Origin of the sequence: Paracoccus sp. Arc7-R13, from assembly GCF_004010775.1 — a bacterium.
Lineage (GTDB): Bacteria > Pseudomonadota > Alphaproteobacteria > Rhodobacterales > Rhodobacteraceae > Paracoccus > Paracoccus marcusii.
Genome location: NZ_CP034812.1, coordinates 36,176 through 54,699 on the forward strand (window position 1 = coordinate 36,176; position 18,524 = coordinate 54,699).

15 protein-coding genes are annotated in these 18,524 nt (G+C 60.3%); 12 read left to right on the forward strand and 3 right to left on the reverse strand.

What is annotated here, in order from left to right:
* Positions 1–54 precede the first annotated feature (54 nt).
* Positions 55–387, reverse strand: a complete 333-nt coding sequence (locus EOJ32_RS17140) for an SMR family transporter (RefSeq protein WP_127899598.1) — start codon at positions 385–387, stop codon at positions 55–57.
* A gap of 691 nt (positions 388–1,078) precedes the next feature.
* On the opposite strand from EOJ32_RS17140, the gene EOJ32_RS17145 reads away from it, so the two are divergent.
* The 6 genes from EOJ32_RS17145 (at position 1,079) to EOJ32_RS17170 (ending at position 7,361) form a co-directional block, all read left to right on the forward strand.
* Positions 1,079–2,464, forward strand: a complete 1,386-nt coding sequence (locus tag EOJ32_RS17145) for an ethanolamine ammonia-lyase subunit EutB (protein WP_127899599.1) — start codon at positions 1,079–1,081, stop codon at positions 2,462–2,464.
* A complete protein-coding gene (gene eutC, locus EOJ32_RS17150) occupies positions 2,461–3,246 on the forward strand; it encodes an ethanolamine ammonia-lyase subunit EutC (RefSeq protein WP_127899600.1) in 786 nt (261 codons plus the stop codon). Before EOJ32_RS17145 ends, eutC begins: the two co-directional genes overlap by 4 nt.
* A 117-nt stretch (positions 3,247–3,363) precedes the next feature.
* Positions 3,364–4,320 carry a GAF domain-containing protein gene (locus EOJ32_RS17155; RefSeq protein ID WP_205963227.1) on the forward strand — a complete coding sequence of 319 codons (957 nt, stop codon included), beginning with the start codon at positions 3,364–3,366 and terminating at the stop codon, positions 4,318–4,320.
* Positions 4,321–4,447: 127 nt separating this feature from the next.
* Positions 4,448–5,974, forward strand: coding sequence for an aldehyde dehydrogenase (gene adh / locus EOJ32_RS17160; RefSeq protein ID WP_127899601.1), 1,527 nt, complete (start codon positions 4,448–4,450; stop codon positions 5,972–5,974).
* 254 nt (positions 5,975–6,228) lie between these two features.
* Positions 6,229–6,558 carry a DUF779 domain-containing protein gene (locus EOJ32_RS17165; protein ID WP_127899602.1) on the forward strand — a complete coding sequence of 110 codons (330 nt, stop codon included), beginning with the start codon at positions 6,229–6,231 and terminating at the stop codon, positions 6,556–6,558.
* 260 nt (positions 6,559–6,818) lie between these two features.
* The gene (locus EOJ32_RS17170; RefSeq protein WP_127899603.1) at positions 6,819–7,361 is read left to right on the forward strand and encodes a cysteine hydrolase family protein; all 543 of its coding nucleotides are present in this window, start codon (positions 6,819–6,821) and stop codon (positions 7,359–7,361) included.
* A 125-nt stretch (positions 7,362–7,486) separates the two neighbouring features.
* On the opposite strand, the gene acs is transcribed toward EOJ32_RS17170, so the two are convergent.
* Positions 7,487–9,442 (reverse strand): acetate--CoA ligase, encoded by a 1,956-nt coding sequence (acs, locus tag EOJ32_RS17175; RefSeq protein ID WP_127899604.1) that lies wholly within the window; start codon positions 9,440–9,442, stop codon positions 7,487–7,489.
* 417 nt (positions 9,443–9,859) lie between these two features.
* Here acs and adh (EOJ32_RS17180) point away from each other — a divergent pair, with 417 nt between their 5' ends.
* The 6 genes from adh (EOJ32_RS17180) (at position 9,860) to EOJ32_RS17205 (ending at position 16,865) form a co-directional block, all read left to right on the forward strand.
* The gene (gene adh, locus EOJ32_RS17180; protein WP_127899601.1) at positions 9,860–11,386 is read left to right on the forward strand and encodes an aldehyde dehydrogenase; all 1,527 of its coding nucleotides are present in this window, start codon (positions 9,860–9,862) and stop codon (positions 11,384–11,386) included.
* A 359-nt stretch (positions 11,387–11,745) separates the two neighbouring features.
* Entirely contained in the window at positions 11,746–13,131 is a 1,386-nt protein-coding gene (gene eat, locus EOJ32_RS17185; RefSeq protein WP_127899605.1) for an ethanolamine permease, read from the forward strand.
* 872 nt (positions 13,132–14,003) lie between these two features.
* Complete coding sequence (locus tag EOJ32_RS17190) at positions 14,004–14,369, forward strand: transposase (RefSeq protein ID WP_127899606.1); 366 nt, start codon at positions 14,004–14,006, stop codon at positions 14,367–14,369.
* Positions 14,366–14,713, forward strand: a complete 348-nt coding sequence (tnpB, locus tag EOJ32_RS17195; RefSeq protein WP_127899607.1) for an IS66 family insertion sequence element accessory protein TnpB — start codon at positions 14,366–14,368, stop codon at positions 14,711–14,713. The genes EOJ32_RS17190 and tnpB overlap by 4 nt, the downstream gene beginning before the upstream one ends.
* A gap of 59 nt (positions 14,714–14,772) precedes the next feature.
* The gene (locus EOJ32_RS17200) at positions 14,773–16,299 is read left to right on the forward strand and encodes an IS66 family transposase (RefSeq protein WP_127899608.1); all 1,527 of its coding nucleotides are present in this window, start codon (positions 14,773–14,775) and stop codon (positions 16,297–16,299) included.
* A complete protein-coding gene (locus tag EOJ32_RS17205; protein ID WP_127899609.1) occupies positions 16,296–16,865 on the forward strand; it encodes a plasmid pRiA4b ORF-3 family protein in 570 nt (189 codons plus the stop codon). Before EOJ32_RS17200 ends, EOJ32_RS17205 begins: the two co-directional genes overlap by 4 nt.
* 677 nt (positions 16,866–17,542) lie before the next feature.
* On the opposite strand, the gene EOJ32_RS17210 is transcribed toward EOJ32_RS17205, so the two are convergent.
* On the reverse strand, positions 17,543–18,226 hold the full coding sequence (locus EOJ32_RS17210) for an IS6 family transposase (protein WP_127899610.1): 684 nt from the start codon (positions 18,224–18,226) through the stop codon (positions 17,543–17,545).
* Positions 18,227–18,524 lie beyond the last annotated feature (298 nt).

The following is an 18,524-nucleotide window of genomic DNA, read 5'->3' on the forward strand; positions in this document are numbered from 1 at the left end:
CTGGGACGACAGGCTCAACATCCAAGCAGCACCAAGAGAACAGCAATAGTGCTGTCAGTGGGCGCTCGTGTCCGAAACTAAATTCAGAACAAGCACGCCCGCAACAATCAGTCCGATACCAAAGAACCCTGCAGCGTCAGGGCGTTGCCCATAAACGGCCCATGCAGCTAGAGCCACTAGAACGATACCGCCACCAGCCCAGACTGCGTAGGCCGTGCCTACCGCAATATGGTCGAGCACCTGAGAAAGGAGATAAAAAGCCAGGGAGTACCCCCCGACGACGATAAGCGACGGGCCGAGCCGAGTGAAGCCTTCAACTGACTTCAAGGCGGTTGTAGCGATTACTTCGCTGAGGATAGCGAATCCGAGTAAGACGAAAGGAGGCATGTTTCCAAGTCCAGATTAACTTTGCGTGCAGGTTTGCACAAATCATGCAATGCGACTGGTGTCACAGTCAGATGCTAGGGCTGAACCTTAGCTTCCACCACATGGTCAGCAAAAGGAAGTAACTCACCTGCTTTCAAGCGAGGACTAGGGGTCTGCCGCTACCATGAAGCTTGCCGGCATCGCTCCACTAGACGGTGAGGCTGAGGCAGACGAAGAAAAGATCGGATCATTGCAAACTAGCGGTTGACGGGTCAGCGAGTCGCATGGGGCATTCATTGTAATCGATCATATAAGCAAAAAGGTGTTGGTCGAGGTTGTAGAGCTGCCTTCTGCAGTACCTGATGTTGCGGACGACTAGGAGCGCCTCATCTAGTCCTGCCGTGGTACACTCTGCAAATGTTAATGAGGCGGAGCCTAGGCCGTACCGGAGCTCAGATCAGCAAAAAATGTTCGCGACTGTCTCAGGGGTGAGACATCTTCAGCACTTCAGTGCGCGTCACTAGATTGTTTCGAATCGTTCACCCGACAACGGTGAGGTCGTCCCGGTGCCAGGGCGACGTCTCGTTTCGCAAGTTTGAGCCGCATTGCCTCGATGCAACGCTGGACCTGTAGATCGAGCGCGAGATCGGCTGACCGGATCATCACAGAGGGCGCCTGTCCTCCCTCTGAAAGCAAAGGAAAGGAGCACGTAATGCCAACCTATGCACACTCGTTCGGAGGTCAGACCTGGCGTTTCGCAACCCTGGCCGAGTTGCTGGCGAAGGCCAGCCCGGAGCGCTCGGGCGACCATTTGGCCGGGATAGCTGCAGGCGATGATGAGGAACGCGCGGCAGCGCAGCTGGCCCTGGCCGACCTTCCGCTGACCTCCTTTCTGCATGATGTTGTCGTTCCTTACGACACCGACGAGGTCACGCGCCTGATCATTGACACTCATGACACGCGCGCTTTCGCACCGGTGGCTCATCTGACCGTTGGCGGCTTCCGCGACTGGCTGCTGTCGGATGAAGCAGACAGCGCAGCGCTGGCCGCACTGGCTCCCGGCCTGACGCCCGAGATGGTGGCGGCTGTAAGCAAAATCTGCCGCAACCAGGACCTGATCCTGATTGCGCGCAAGGTCCAAGTCACGACGAAGTTCCGCAACACGATTGGCCTGCAGGGCCGGCTCTCGACGCGCCTGCAACCGAACCATCCGACCGATGATCCGGCAGGCATTGCCGCCTCAACCCTCGACGGGCTGATGTTTGGCAACGGGGATGCTGTTATCGGCATCAACCCGGCCTCCGATTCCTTGCCTGCGGTTACCAAGCTCCTCCACATGTTGGATGATGTAATCGCACGTTATGAGATTCCTACTCAATCCTGCGTTCTGACGCATGTCACCAACTCCATTGAGCTGATCCGCCGCAAGGTTCCGGTGGATCTGGTCTTCCAGTCCATTGCCGGAACCGAGGCGGCCAATCGCAGTTTCGGCATTGACCTCGCGGTGCTTGCTGAAGGGCGGGAGGCGGCTTTGTCTCAAGGCCGGGGAACGGTCGGCGACAACGTTATGTATCTGGAGACAGGTCAAGGCTCGGCTTTGTCGGCCAACGCACATCACGGAGTCGATCAGCAGACGCTTGAGGCGCGTGCCTATGCGGTGGCGCGCGTCAGCAAGCCGCTTCTGGTGAACACTGTAGTCGGCTTCATTGGACCCGAGTATCTTTACGATGGCCGCCAGATCCTTCGTGCGGGGCTGGAGGACCATTTCTGCGGCAAGCTTCTGGGCCTGCCGATGGGCTGCGACATCTGCTACACGAACCATGCCGAGGCTGATCAGAACGACATGGACACCTTGCTGACGGTGCTGGGAGTGGCAGGGATCACGTTCATCATGGGCATTCCGGGTTCGGACGACGTGATGCTGAACTATCAGACGACCTCGTTCCATGACGCCCTTTATGTTCGCAAGGCTCTCAACCTGCGTCCTGCGCCCGAATTCGAGGCTTGGCTTCAGGGCAGCGGCATCTTCGATGCACAGGGGCGCATGGCTAACCAGCTGCCCGGAATGTTCCGCGCAGCTCTTGAAGGTGCAGCATGAGCAAGGACGGCGTCACCCACACTCCTTGGTCAGCCCTACGCAATTTGACCCCTGCACGCATTGCCCTCGGGCGGGCGGGCACCAGCCTGCCCACCAAACCGCACTTGGATTTTCAGCTGGCCCATGCCCGCGCCCGCAAGGCGGTGCACTTGGCTCTGGACGTGCCGTCCCTGATCGCGCAGCTGGCCCCATTAGGCCTGCCTGTCCTGTCCTTGCAAAGTGCTGCGGAAAGTCGCGCCGTCTACTTGCAGCGCCCTGATCTGGGGCGGCGTCTCGCAGACTTATCCCGGACAACCTTGGCGCCGGTTCCCGGTGGGTGTGACGTGGCCGTAGTTATCGGCGATGGCCTTTCAGCGACCGCGATCGCGGCCAACGCCGTGCCCTTCCTGTCGCAGGCCCTGCCGCTCCTGCAGGCACAGGGTTGGAGCCTAGGCCCACTCTCAATCGTGACGCAGGCGCGCGTGGCCGTTGGCGACGAGGTTGGTGCTGCCTTGGGGGCGCGGATGGTCTTGGTATTGATTGGGGAGCGTCCTGGCCTCAGTTCGCCCGACAGCATGGGCCTCTATCTTACTCACGGCCCGCGCGTCGGCTTGACGGATGAAGCCCGCAACTGCATTTCAAACGTGCGTGTGGCAGGCTTGTCCTACGCCGAAGCAACTCACAAGCTGATCTTCCTTATGACGCAAGCGCATAAGCTGGGACTGACAGGGGTGCAGCTGAAAGACGAAGCGGAAGCACTGGTCGCAATCGAGGAGCGCCCGAATTTTCTGATAAGCCACTAGTCAAACTATCCTGGCGAGCGGGAGCGACAGATGTGCTAAGGGAGGCTCTGTTAGGGGGCAACTCAAGTCGTTCAACGCCCCCAGTAAGCCGTCCCGTGGTGACACGGAGGATGATCCATGACGAAGCGCAATCATGCGGACGCAGTGGCCACACAGTCGCAGTCCTACAGTGCGACATCGGCTCTGGCAGTATCGTGGCGGCGGTCGATGGTGAAGCATGGGCTGGACCCGGCCGATCATCGCCCTCCCGAACGCCTATCCGGGGTCGAGCTGGCCGAGCGCCAGCAGGCCATGGCGAGCTTTCTGCATGTCGCGGCGCCGCAGCTAGACCAGCTTTATACCGTTGTCGGCCTGTCAGGCTGCAACGTGCTGCTGACCGACTCGCAGGGGGTGGTTCTGGACCAGCGCGTGTCGGAGGCGGATGCAGAGCAGTTCCGCAACTGGGGCCTGTGGAAGGGAGCCGACTGGTCAGAGGCCGCGCAAGGAACTAACGGTATCGGCACCTGTCTTGTCGAGGGGCGGCAGGTCACTATTCATCGTGAAGAACATTTTCGCACCCGCAATACCGGCATGTCCTGCATGGATGCGCCCATCTGGGGGCCGGATGGGCGGCTGTTGGCCGCACTGGACGTCAGCAGTGCTCGGGTGGAACAGACTGAGCGTTACAACCGCCTGATCTCGGCCCAGGTGGCTCAAACCGCCAAGGCTATCGAGGCGATGTACTTCCGCTCCAGCTTCCCCGACGCCCGCATTGTGGTGGCTCCGGACGACCAAGGCGACCAAGCGGTGCTGCTGGCGGTGGACAAAGACGATCTGGCCATTGGCGCTACCCGCGCAGCGCGCCGTGTGCTGGGGCTAGAGCGCGAGGGTGCCTTCCGCCCGCGCCCGGCCTCCGACCTGCTGGGCCGCCAGGACGACCTCAGTGACCTTGATTGTGCGGAAAGGGCCGCTGTGGTGCGGGCTTTGGCACGGGCCGAAGGGAATGTGTCCAAAGCCGCTCGCACCTTGGGGATCGGACGGGCAACGCTTTACCGGCGCATGGCGCGGCTGAGGATTGGGGAAAATCGCGCGTAACTGTCTCATCGGTGAGACAGCTTCCGTTCCAATTCGTTAAGCGCCCCGTTGCTCCGAATCACCCTGTTGGGGATTCTTGTTCCACACCCGGATGGGGAGATCCGGCACCCTTCAGAGGAGGAAAACCATGCCGAACGATCAGACGCACGAGTTCAAGGGCGTGGGCGTCATGCCTTTCGCCGCCCGCTACGACAACTTCATTGGCGGCCAGTTCATGGCGCCCAAGTCGGGCCAATACTTCACCAACACCACCCCCATCACCGGCGGCGAGATCGGCGAGATCGCGCGCTCGGGCGCCGAGGACATCGAGGCCGCGCTGGACGCTGCACACAAGGCCAAGGATGCCTGGGGCCGCACCTCGACCACCGAGCGGTCGAACATCCTGCTGCGGATTGCAGACCGGATGGAGGCGAACCTCGAGCTGCTCGCCACGGCCGAGACCTGGGACAACGGCAAGCCGATCCGCGAGACCATGGCCGCCGACGTCCCGCTGGCGATCGACCATTTCCGCTATTTCGCGGGCGTCCTGCGCGCTCAGGAAGGCGGGATCAGCGAGATCGACCACGACACCATCGCCTATCACTTCCACGAGCCCTTGGGCGTGGTCGGCCAGATCATCCCGTGGAACTTCCCGCTGCTGATGGCGGTGTGGAAGCTCGCCCCCGCGCTGGCCGCGGGCAACTGCGTGGTGCTGAAGCCAGCAGAGCAGACGCCAGCGGGCATCATGGTCTTCGCGACCCTGATCGCCGACCTGCTGCCCCCGGGCGTTCTGAACATCGTGAACGGCTTCGGTCTGGAGGCGGGCAAGCCGCTGGCCTCAAACCCGCGCATCGCCAAGATCGCCTTCACCGGGGAAACCACCACCGGCCGGTTGATCATGCAGTACGCGTCGCAAAACCTGATCCCTGTCACGCTGGAGCTGGGCGGAAAGTCTCCGAACATTTTCCACGAGGACGTCTGCCGTGAGGATGACGACTTCTTCGACAAGGCGATCGAGGGCTTCGTGATGTTCGCGCTGAACCAGGGCGAGATCTGCACCTGCCCTTCGCGCGCCCTGATCCACGAGAAGATCTATGACCAGTTCATGGAGCGCGCGCTGAAGCGCGTTGAGGCGATCGTGCAGGGCGACCCGCGCGACAGCGCCACGATGATCGGCGCGCAGGCCTCCAGCGAGCAGAAGGAGAAGATCCTCAGCTACTTCGACATCGGCCGAAAGGAAGGTGCCGAGGTGCTGACCGGCGGCGAGGCGGCCGATCACGGCGGCGAGCTGTCGGGCGGCCACTACATCAAGCCGACCGTCCTGAAGGGCCACAACAAGATGCGGGTCTTCCAGGAAGAGATCTTCGGCCCCGTCGTGTCGGTGACCACCTTCAAGGACCATGACGAGGCGCTGTCGATCGCCAACGACACGCTCTACGGCCTTGGTGCCGGTCTGTGGTCGCGCGATGCGAACACCTGCTACCGCTTCGGCCGCGCGATCCAGGCGGGCCGCGTCTGGACCAACTGCTATCATGCCTATCCGGCCCATGCGGCCTTTGGCGGATACAAGCAGTCGGGGATCGGCCGCGAGAACCACCGCATGATGCTGGACCACTACCAGCAGACCAAGAACATGCTGGTCAGCTACAGCCCCAAGAAGCTGGGCTTCTTCTGATCGACAAGCGGCGGCCCCAAAGGCCGCCGCAAACCCGGTTGAAGATCACTTGCTTTAGGACCATTGGAAACTCTCCATCGAGAGCCTAAAGCCGCAATTTCACTTCCACAGATGCAGCTGGAAGTAAAAGCTCAGTCCTTGTTCTAGAGGGAGACCCCGAGGGTCGCTCGCGTTCGATCAAGTAGGTTCATCCGTAGCCGACTGGAGAGCCAAACTGTTTGCAGCTAGGACGAACATACAAGAAGAGGGAAATTATGAGCACTGTCACCGCAACTCCCGAGGCATTGAAGCTGATCGAAGAGATTGTGTCCGATCACGGGCCTGTCCTGTTTCACCAGTCCGGCGGCTGCTGCGACGGCTCCTCGCCCATGTGTTATCCCCAAGATGATTTCCAAGTGGGCGAACGAGATGTGAAGCTGGGCGAAATCGGCGGCGCGCCCTTCTTTATCTCGGAGAGCCAGTACGAGGCCTGGAAGCACACCGACCTGATCATCGACGTCGTACCGGGGAGGGGCGGCATGTTCAGTCTGGATAACGGGCGAGAAAAGCGTTTCCTGACCCGATCCGAGATCTGCAAAATTTGAGAACTTCAGACCTGGGCTGCATCGACTAGACAAGGTTCAAGCACGACAGCGACATGTCCGGGACGAACGGTAAAGTGAGTGGTTTCAGGATGGGCCATGATCCGTATTCATGGCCGGCCTCGGATTCACTGGCAAGCACAGCCGCCACCCAAATATAACGCACTAAATCAAAAGCATCGTCCCTTTGGTCTTGCCAAAGGCGAAGATTCTCCGTCCGGCGGAGTCCGGACGAGCAACATGCACTCTAAAGGAGAGCCGTTATGTCTAAACGAGCCGTTCTCGTAGTTGATATGCAGAATGAGTATTGGCCTACAGGCAACCTGCCTCTTCAGGGTATCGAAGACGCGGCCGCCAATGCAGCCCGTATTCTAGCTCATGCACGCGCCAAGGGGGATCTGGTGGTAAACATCCGCCATGAATTCCCCGAAGGAGAACTGTTTACGCCGGGCAGCAAGGGCGCGGAAATCCACAAGACGGTGGAGCCTCAAGGCGATGAACCTGTCATAACCAAAAACTACGCGAATTCTTTTCGCGAAACTGAACTGAAGAACCTGCTCGAGACTCAAGGAGTTGAGGAAGTTCTTGTGATCGGTGCCATGAGTCACATGTGCGTGGATGCCACCACGCGGGCTGCCAATGATCTAGGCTACAAAACCACGACTATTCATGATGCCTGCGCGACCCGCGATGTCGAGTTCAACGGTGCAACGTCTCCGGCAGCACACGTGCATGCGACGATCATGGGCGCACTGGCATTCTTGTACGGGGACGTTATCAGTACAGAAGACTTTTTGAGAACCTGAGAATGGTTAGCGAAGAAAGTTAGAGAACGTCCTGCGTGGCGGCCTCGCTTGCCCAATTGGATGCGTCGCGGTTCCCACGGCAGGCTGGGGACGCCTTGCGGGCGTCGCCGCGGCCCCGCAAGGCGTCAGCCGCGATTCATGCGGCCTGAGATCAGATCATCCACCACCTCTGGCTCGGCCAGGGTCGAGATGTCGCCAAGCGCGTCATAGTCGTTCTCGGCGATCTTGCGCAGGATGCGGCGCATGATCTTGCCCGAGCGGGTCTTGGGCAGGCCCGGCGCCCACTGGATCAGGTCGGGCTTCGCGATGGGCCCGATCTCGGTGCGGACCCATTTCTCCAGCTCGGCGCGCAGATCCTCGGAGGGCTCGACGCCGTTCATCAGCGTGACGTAGGCATAGATGCCCTGCCCCTTCAGCGGGTGCGGGTAGCCAACGACCGCGGCCTCGGCGACCTTGTCATGCGCGACCAGCGCGCTTTCGACCTCGGCCGTGCCCATGCGGTGGCCGCTGACGTTGATGACGTCATCAACGCGGCCGGTGATCCAGTAATAGCCGTCCTCGTCCCGCCGGCAGCCGTCGCCGGTGAAGTAGGTGCCCGGATACTGCTGGAAGTAGGCTTCTTCGAAGCGCGCGTGATCGCCCCAGAGGGTCCGCATCTGCCCCGGCCAGCTGTCGGCGATGGACAGGACGCCCTCGACTCCGTTCCCCTCCAGCACCTCGGCCGAGGTCGGGTCCAGAACGACGGGCTTCACCCCGAAGAAGGGCAATGTGGCCGAGCCGGGCTTCGTCTCGATAGCGCCGGGAAGCGGGGTGATCAGGTGGCCGCCGGTTTCGGTCTGCCACCAGGTGTCGACGATGGGGCAGCGTCCCTTCCCGACATGCTCGTTGTACCAGTTCCAAGCCTCGGGGTTGATCGGCTCGCCCACGGTGCCGAGGATGCGAAGGCTGGACAGGTCGTGCTTCTCGACCGGCTCGGTTCCCTTGGCCATCAGGCTGCGGATGGCGGTCGGCGCCGTGTAGAACTGCGTCACCTTGTGCTTGGCGCAGACCTCCCAGAAGCGACCGGCATCGGGCCAGGTCGGCACGCCCTCGAACATGATCGTGGTCGCGCCGTTCGCCAGCGGGCCATAGACGATGTAGCTGTGCCCGGTGACCCAGCCAACATCCGCCGTGCACCAGAAGACGTCGCCGTCGTGATAGTCGAAGGTGTATTGATGCGTCATTGCGGCATAGAGCAAGTAGCCGCCCGTCGTGTGCACCACGCCCTTCGGCTTGCCGGTCGAGCCCGAGGTATAGAGGATGAACAGCGGATCTTCGGCCCCCATCGGGCGCGGCGGGCAGTCGGGGGCGACCGCCGCCATCTGCGCCTTCGCGTCGACGTCCCGGCCCTCGATCCAGGTCGTCTGATCGCCCGTGTGCTTGACGACGAGGCAGCGGACCTTGTCCGAGCAGTGCAGCAGCGCGGCGTCGGTGTTCGACTTCAGCGCCGTGCGGCGCCCGCCGCGCGGGGCGGTGTCGGCGGTGATAACGACCTTCGCGCCCGAGTCATTGATCCGGTTCGCCAGCGCGTCCGGCGAGAAGCCGGCGAAGACGATTGAATGAATCGCGCCGATCCGGGCGCAGGCCAGCATGGCATAGGCCGCCTCAGGGATCATCGGCAGGTAGATCACGACACGGTCGCCGCGCATCACCCCCTGGCTCAGCAGCACGTTGGCGAAGCGGTTCACCTTTTCCGACAACTGCGCATAGGTGATGTGCTGGGCCGGGGTTGCAGGATCGTCAGGCTCGAAGATGATCGCTGTTTGGTTTGCGCGAGTCCCAAGATGCCGGTCGATGCAGTTGACCGAGGCGTTCAACACCCCATCCTCGAACCACTTGATGCTGACCTGCCCCAGGGTGAAGTTCGTGTCCTTCACCTTGGTATAGGGCGTTTTCCAGTCCAACCGGTTGCCCTCGCGCCCCCAGAAGGTCTCAGGGTCGTTGATCGATTCGGCGTACAGCCTGGCATAGTCCCCGGGGCCGATATGGGCGTTATCGAACCCTTCTGGAATTGCGTGTTTCTGAAGGTTTTCAACGCTCATGACATCCCCTCCTCGCAGTCGCGCAACAGCTTGATTAGGCACATGTCGCTATCCGCCCAGTGCCTTGTCAGCCTGAACGCGACGTAAGCCACAAGTTTCGCAGGATGTTAATCCAGATATTGGAAAATAGTTTTACGACATCTGACTTCGAAGGATGAGCATTCTGTTCACCATTCACATCTGCTGATCGAGCGCTGTTCCCTTGACGCCTGCTTGGCCTGAGGCTGTGCACCAGGCAACGCTTTACCGGCGCATGGCGCGGCTGAGGATTGGGGAAAATTGCGCGTAACTGTCTCGGGAGTGAGACAGCTTCCGTCCCAATTCGTTAAGCGCCCCGTTGCTCCGAATCACCCTGTTGGGGATTCTTGTTCCACACCCGGATGGGGAGATCCGGAAGATATCCAGAGGAGGATACCAATGCCGAACGATCAGACGCACGAGTTCAAGGGCGTGGGCGTCATGCCCTTTGCCGCCCGCTACGACAACTTCATTGGCGGCCAGTTCATGGCGCCCAAGTCGGGCCAATACTTCACCAACACCACCCCCATCACCGGCGGCGAGATCGGCGAGATCGCGCGCTCGGGCGCCGAGGACATCGAGGCCGCGCTGGACGCGGCACACAAGGCCAAGGATGCCTGGGGCCGCACCTCGACCACTGAGCGGTCGAACATCCTGCTGCGGATTGCAGACCGGATGGAGGCGAACCTCGAGCTGCTCGCCACGGCCGAGACCTGGGACAACGGCAAGCCGATCCGCGAGACCATGGCCGCCGACGTCCCGCTGGCGATCGACCATTTCCGCTATTTCGCGGGCGTCCTGCGCGCTCAGGAAGGCGGGATCAGCGAGATCGACCACGACACCATCGCCTATCACTTCCACGAGCCCTTGGGCGTGGTCGGCCAGATCATCCCGTGGAACTTCCCGCTGCTGATGGCGGTGTGGAAGCTCGCCCCCGCGCTGGCCGCGGGCAACTGCGTGGTGCTGAAGCCAGCAGAGCAGACGCCAGCGGGCATCATGGTCTTCGCGACCCTGATCGCCGACCTGCTGCCCCCGGGCGTTCTGAACATCGTGAACGGCTTCGGTCTGGAGGCGGGCAAGCCGCTGGCCTCAAACCCGCGCATCGCCAAGATCGCCTTCACCGGGGAAACCACCACCGGCCGGTTGATCATGCAGTACGCGTCGCAAAACCTGATCCCTGTCACGCTGGAGCTGGGCGGAAAGTCTCCGAACATTTTCCACGAGGACGTCTGCCGTGAGGATGACGACTTCTTCGACAAGGCGATCGAGGGCTTCGTGATGTTCGCGCTGAACCAGGGCGAGATCTGCACCTGCCCTTCGCGCGCCCTGATCCACGAGAAGATCTATGACCAGTTCATGGAGCGCGCGCTGAAGCGCGTTGAGGCGATCGTGCAGGGCGACCCGCGCGACAGCGCCACGATGATCGGCGCGCAGGCCTCCAGCGAGCAGAAGGAGAAGATCCTCAGCTACTTCGACATCGGCCGAAAGGAAGGTGCCGAGGTGCTGACCGGCGGCGAGGCGGCCGATCACGGCGGCGAGCTGTCGGGCGGCCACTACATCAAGCCGACCGTCCTGAAGGGCCACAACAAGATGCGGGTCTTCCAGGAAGAGATCTTCGGCCCCGTCGTGTCGGTGACCACCTTCAAGGACCATGACGAGGCGCTGTCGATCGCCAACGACACGCTCTACGGCCTTGGTGCCGGTCTGTGGTCGCGCGATGCGAACACCTGCTACCGCTTCGGCCGCGCGATCCAGGCGGGCCGCGTCTGGACCAACTGCTATCATGCCTATCCGGCCCATGCGGCCTTTGGCGGATACAAGCAGTCGGGGATCGGCCGCGAGAACCACCGCATGATGCTGGACCACTACCAGCAGACCAAGAACATGCTGGTCAGCTACAGCCCCAAGAAGCTGGGCTTCTTCTGATCGACAAGCGGCGGCCCCAAAGGCCGCCGCAAACCCGGTTGAAGATCATCGTCTTTATCGAAAATAAGCTGATCCAATAAAAAGCGGATCAGAGACGGCTGTTGCCTGTGCCCAAGGCAGAGTCCCAGTCCTTCGGCCGGCAGCGCTCTGCCGCATGTACGGCACACACATACCAAGCCTCATCTGCATAATGGCGCGCACAGTTGGGCGCACCTGCATGCTCATGACGCTGTCTGTCGCCTCATCAACGAAAGAACGTGAATGTTGGGAACAATTCAACGACGTGTCGGGGATCCAGCCTCCTGCTGGAGGAACAGCGCAACGAGTATTGTCGCTATCTCTGCAGAGGGATGGAAACGATGACCGTCATTCCTGTCGACCAGACCTATTTGGAAAAACGTCAGTTGCAGCGCGGCACCGCCGGATGGCTGCTGCTGACCGGCCTCGGGGTGTCATACGTAATTTCAGGCGACTTTGCCGGATGGAACTTTGGCATCGGAGTGGCGGGCTGGGGTGGCTTTGTCATCGCCGCTATCCTTATGGCGATCATGTACTTCTCTCTAGTTCTCTCGTTGGCTGAAATGTCCGCGGCAATCCCTGCGGCAGGCGGCGGTTACAGCTTTGCCAGGCAGGCAATGGGACCTACCGGAGGCTTCTTTACAGGCCTCGCCGTGTTGATCGAGTACGCTCTCGCGCCCGCCGCCATCGTTATCTTCATTGGCGCCGCAGTCGAGTCACTCATCGGCTTGAACGGACCCATCGTTTACGCGTTCTTCTATATCGTCTTCATCGGGATTCATCTGGCCGGAGTTGGCGAAGCACTCAAAGTTCTGATGGTGATCTCAGCCTTAGCGGTCTTCGCCATTCTTGCCACGGCACTAGCGCTGATACCGCATTTCGAGTCTGCAAATCTGTTCAACATCCCGGCCACTGATGCATTTGGCGCGTCTACTTTCCTGCCATTTGGGATCTATGGGGTTTGGGCAGCGCTGCCTTTCGCAATGTGGCTCTTCCTGGCTGTCGAGGGGGTGCCCCTCGCGGCAGAGGAAGCGCGCGATCCGGCCCGCGATGTTCCTAGGGGCATCATAGGCGCAATGGTCTTCCTGCTGATAACGGCCGCACTTGTTACCGTGCTTCTGGCGGGCGCCGCCGGAGCTGAGTTGATTGGCAAATCGGGTGTACCGCTCGTTGATGCGCTGGCTGCAGTTGGCATTGGCTGGCTTGCTACGCTGGTGAACGTGCTGGCGCTCGCAGGCCTCGTCGCATCCTTCTTCTCGATCATCTATGGGTACTCGCGGCTTGTTTTTGCCCTTTCCCGTGCAGGCTATCTTCCAACAGGGCTGTCTATTACCAACGCGCGCAAGGTTCCCGCCCGAGCGCTGATCGTTCCAGGTATCTTTGGCTTTCTTGCCTCACTGTCCGGACAAGGCGATCTGATGCTCGCCATGGCCGTGGTGGGCGCGACCATCTCCTATGCCCTGATGTCTTATAGCCACATCCGACTAAGGAAGACGCAGCCAAACCTCCCCCGCCCTTATCTTACCCCCGGTGGCACGGTAACCAGCGGTCTCTCACTGGTATTGTCTCTCATTGCGCTCACTGGTGTGTTTGCGTTCGATCCACGTGCATTCTTTCTAACTCTTGTGATATTCGCTATCGGTGCTTCTTACTTCTTCCTCTACTCTAGACATCATCTGGTAGCAAAGACGGCAGAAGAAGAGTTTGCTCTTCTCAAAGGGGCTTAGTCCCTCCGAGCAGTCGATCGGTTGGTCTGCAAATACTAGACAGCACATGTGCGAGGCGGTTTCGATAAAGTCGGCCGCCTTTATGCAATTCAAGGCCGTGGGGTGCTAGACGCTGCCGGATGTTCATTCACGACTTCAGGCATCTCTTCGCATCGCCATCGAATCACCCCGGAAGCGATCAATGTCCCGAGATCTTGAGCTGAGGCACATATAGGGCTGCTGCCAAACATGTAACTGTCGATCGGCTACCCACAGAAAGAAATGACTGAAAAGGCTTCCGTCTTAAGAAGAAGCAGGCCGTTATGAGATAGTGCCCCACGGGATAGAGCAGGAACTGGCGTCCACCTGCTTGTTCATAGCTGGTGTCGCTTGTTCACTGCGGGGCGATCATCGGCGCCGCGTCGGTGTGGTTGCACACAATCGAGCTAAGGCCGAAGACCTAGACACCTTTCCCATGTACTCACTGCACGAACGCATCTAAAAATTGCGAAGACCACGCGGCGTCAAGGAACTGAATTTAGGGCCTGAGAGAGAATGACACCTGAGATTGAGCTACTATTTAGAATGATTACGGCGCTCAGCCTTCCTTTCGCAATATTCTTGTACCTGAGGCAAAGGCGGAAAGAAGTTGATGATCATGACAGGTATATCTATGAATCTCTTTCTTCAAAATACGACGATTTTTTAACTCTGTCGCTGTCAAACTCTGATCTCAGGCTTTGGACCCGAGAAGCGCTTTTTGATGCGAGTGAGGAACAAGAAGAACGTCTATTTTTACTTTTCCAATGTAAGCGTCCGGCGTCGCTGCACTGCCTCGCGTAGAGTGTGATCGATAATGTCCACTATGGGATAGTGGACACTGTGGGTGCGTGATGGCGCGTCGGACGAAGCGGCTTTGGACGGACGATGAGAAGCGGTCGATCTGTGTGCAGACGACAGGACCCGGTGTCTCGGTCGCGCAGGTGGCTCGTCGCTATTCGATGAACGCCAACCTGATATTCACCTGGCTTCGCGACCCGCGCTATGCGCCGGAGGCTTCAGCAGAGCCGGATGAGGCCTGTTTCCTTCCCGTCGAGATCGTTGATCGGCCCATGCACGACGATAACAAAGCCGCCGCTGGTCCGGTGCCTGCGGCAGGCACGATCGAGATCGATACAGCGGGTGGCCACCGACTGCGGATCAGCGGAGCCTATAATCCCGAGGCGCTGGCCCGGCTGATCCGCGGCCTGTCCGGATGATCCCTGTCCCGGCAAACACCCGCGTGTGGCTGGCGGCAGGCGTGACCGACATGCGGCGCGGGTTCACGACGCTCGCGGCCCAAGCGGAGACAGTGCTAAAGCAGGACCCGTTCGCCGGTCACATGTTCGTCTTCCGCGGCCGGCGCGGTGATCTGATCAAGATCATCTGGTGGGACGGCCAAGGCGCATGCCTGTTCAGCAAGCGCCTGGAGAGGGGCCGGTTCGTGTGGCCGTCGGCAAAGGAGGGCAAGGTTGCTCTGACGCCGGCGCAGCTGGCGATGCTGCTGGAAGGGATCGACTGGCGCCTGCCGCGGCGGAGCTGGAGGCCGCTCAAGGCGGGATAAACCAGGCGCGACAGCACGTTCGGGATTCCTGTTTCGCGCTTGTTTTGGTATGATTGGCTATGCTGGACGTAGCCAAATCCCTGCCGGAAGATCCTGAAGAACTGCGGCGGTTCACGGCGCTTTTGCTCGCCGAAGTGAAGTCGCAGGCGATGCTGATAGAGAAGCTGCGTCACCAGCTGGCCGGTCACCGCAGCCATCGCTTTGGCACGTCGTCGGAGACCATCGAGCAACTTCAACTGGCGCTCGAGGCAACCGAGATCTCTATTGCAAAGATGACTGCAAAGCTGCGCCTGCCGGATGAGGAAGAGAAGGACAAGCCGAAGCGTCGTCCCATTCCCGACCACATCCCGCGCCAGGAGATCGAGCTGACCACCGGCGACGGGGACTGTGCCCATTGCGGTGGGACGCTGCGCCGCCTCGGCGAGGATGTGACCGAAGAGCTGGAATACGTTCCCGGCCGGTTCATCGTGAACCGGATCGTCCGTCCCCGCATGGCCTGTTCCGGTTGCGAAGCCTTTACCCAAGCCCCTTTGCCATCCCGTCCGATCGAGCGCGGCCGTCCCGGTCCCGGTCTGCTGGCCCATGTCCTGGTCTCCAAGTACGCCGACCATCTGCCGCTCTATCGCCAGAGCCAGATCTTCGAGCGCGAGGGGCTCGACCTCGACCGCTCGACGCTGGCGGACTGGGTCGGCAAGTCAACTGCGCTGCTGGAACCACTCGCCGATGCCATCGGGCGCCATGTGCTGGCCGGACAGACGATCTTTGCCGATGATACCCCGGTCAAGATGCTGGCGCCCGGCACCGGCAAGACAGCGACAGCGCGGCTATGGGCCTATGGGCGCGACGAGCGGCCCTGGGGGAGCGATGTCCCTCCCGGCAGCTGGTATCGGTTCTCGCCAGATCGGAAGGGCCAGCACCCCAAGGATCATCTCTCAGGCTACCAAGGCTGGATGCACGCCGATGGCTATGCCGGGTTCGAGGACATCTACCGGTCCAGCGACATTCACGAGGTCGCCTGCATGGCCCATGTCCGGCGCAAGTTCGTCGATGTCCACAGGGCCCAGGGGTCGGCCATCGCCGACGAAGCGATTCGGCGCATCGCGCAGCTTTATGCGGTCGAGAAGGAGGCGCGTGGATCGCCGCCCGACCGGCGTGTAGAGATCAGACAAGCCAGCGCGAAGCCGATCTTCGATGGTCTCGAAGCCTGGCTGAATGCCCAAGTACCCAGCATATCCGGCAAATCGCCGCTGGCAGTTGCGATACGCTACGCCTTGACCCGCATGAAGCGGCTCCGACCATATCTCGACCACGGCATTCTGGAGCTGGATAACAATACGGCAGAGCGGGCAATGAGGTCAGTTGCTGTCGGAAGGAAGAATTATCTCTTCGTCGGCTCCCAGACCGGCGGCCGCGCTGCGGCCATTGCTTATACCTTGATCGAAACCGCCAAGCTGAACGACGTCGACCCACAGGCCTGGCTGGCCGATACGCTGGCCTGCATTCCGGACTATAAGATCACGCACATCGACGACCTGCTGCCGTGGCGCTGGCGGGCCGGCATAAAGAAGGACCCCTTGCCGACATGACCATCGCTCATCTCAAGATCACGCTCGAAGGCATTGCTCCCGTCGTGTCGCGGACCCTTGAAGTGTCGACAAACATCCGCCTCGAAAGATTACACCTCGTTATCCAGGGGGCGATGGGATGGGAGAACTGCCATCTCTACGAGTTCATGGCAGGTCAGGCCCGCTGGAGCCTGCCAGATCCGGACTTCGGCACCGACGCGTTGCCGGTCGCCAAAGCCAGGCTAGCCGACGTCATCGACACCGCCGGAAAAACCCCAATCCGCTATGTTTACGACTTCGGAGACCACTGGGTCCATCTAATCGAGGCAACGATCATCGGTGACCCGATACCGGGCAACCTCTATCCCCGCTTGCTCGACGTCATTGGAAAATGCCCGCCCGAGGACGTCGGCGGCCTGCCAGGATACGAGAACTTCCTCAGCGCCATCAGCAACCCAAAACATCCTGACCACGAAGAACTGACGGAATGGGCGGGCGAGCCGTTTGATCCACATGTCCCGAACGCTGATGAGCTCCGCCTTGATGTCCTCAAGCTTGCAAAGAAATGGAAGCCGCGGACTACCTAAGCGGCGTCACCGGACGCTTACTTTCCAATTGCTTATTTCACTTTTTGAGAGAGCTTATGTTCTGACCTACTCAAACCACATGACGCAAGCGCAGGCGCGTAGATGGTCATCTTGGGAACGGTACATGGAAGACTGGTGCAAACGTGAAGACTTTCGCCGCCGACTCAACATTCTTCTAGCTGGCTATGACCCGGATTTTGCCGCGTATATCCTAGATGTCGCTAAAAGAACGAGATAGGGGCCAAAGTGCCTCCGCTTACGCCTTGCCCACGCGCCGTTGCGAATGAGGCATTATCAATGCTCGCCTGCGGGGCCAGTGCGCTGATGAGGTCGGTGCGGGTCACGATGCCCGTGATGCGCGCGACGACCTGACAGATACAGTTGCTAAGGGAGCTCCAGCGGCTGCGCGAGTTAATCACAAGACTAGCGCTGCTTGTCATCGCCCACTGAAGTTTCGCAAGAGGTGCCGAGTTAAGATTCTCCAGTTTACGGTGCCCGTGATTAGCCGTGCATGTGGTCGATCCTCCCGTTCGTGAAGGCGTGCCAGGTGGTGTAGCGGCGTCCTGTAGTGTCTCCGCTCGGCCACTGCAGCTTCGAGTCCCTCGAAGGCTCCGTCGCAAACATTACGAAGAGGTGAAGAGGTGAAGAGGTGAAGAGGGTCAGTGACCTCCCCTGCTTCAGGCGGCAAGCTTGCAGTACTGCTCAAACGAACGTAGGTCGGGCCTGAACTGGCCCTTGCGGATCATGTTGACCAGTTCTATGCCTGCGATGGTCGCCGCCGCTGACTTGAAGCTCTTGAAGCCGAGCATCGGCCTCACCCGGCGCTTGATAAAGCGGTGGTCCTGCTCGACCAGATTGTTGAGATACTTGATCCGCACCATCTCGATCGGGACCGGGCAGCCAAACCGCTTTAACATCCGGTTGATCTCCTTGATGCCTTCGGTGTTAGCCGCGCTCTTGTCGATGACGATCTTCCGCGGCAGGCCATTTACCTCCATTGCGCGGGCGAAGAACTTGATCGCCGACGGCTTGTTCCGGCGCTCCGAGAGCATGAAGTCCAGCGTCTTCCCGAACTTGTCGACGGCGCGGTAGAGATAGACCCATTGGCCTCTCACCTTAATGTAGGTCTCGTCCATGTGCCAGGATCTGTCTGTGGGCCGCTTGCGCCGACGCGCATCTGCCGCGACCTGACCCGCGTACCGCTCCACCCACCGGTTGAGGGTGGCATGATCGACCGTGACGCCTCGCTCCGCCATGATCTCCTCGAGGTCGCGGTAGGACACGCCGTAGCGCAGGTAGAAGAAGACCGCGTGCAGGATCACGTCCTTGGGAAAATGAGCACCTTTGAATGATACGCTCACTGCTCATCTCCCATCAGAACGGCCGACCTCACACCATCCTATCCTTCCGGCTCAGGCCTGCTGAAAAATTTGCGACAGATCCGCTACACCTCAGATCGTTAACGTCGCCGTAGCGCGTGAGGGACAAGAAAGGGGTTGGAGGCAGTACTTCCTCTGTATCTGGCCAGGAACACCCGACCTAGCAGGGCGAGCGTCCGCTTGGGTGCAAATGCTGCAGATGCTCTGCTGCATTGCAATCGGTTAGCTGCCCGCCCGTTTGATCAATCTGGCTGCCACAGAGGCAACGATGATGCAGGTG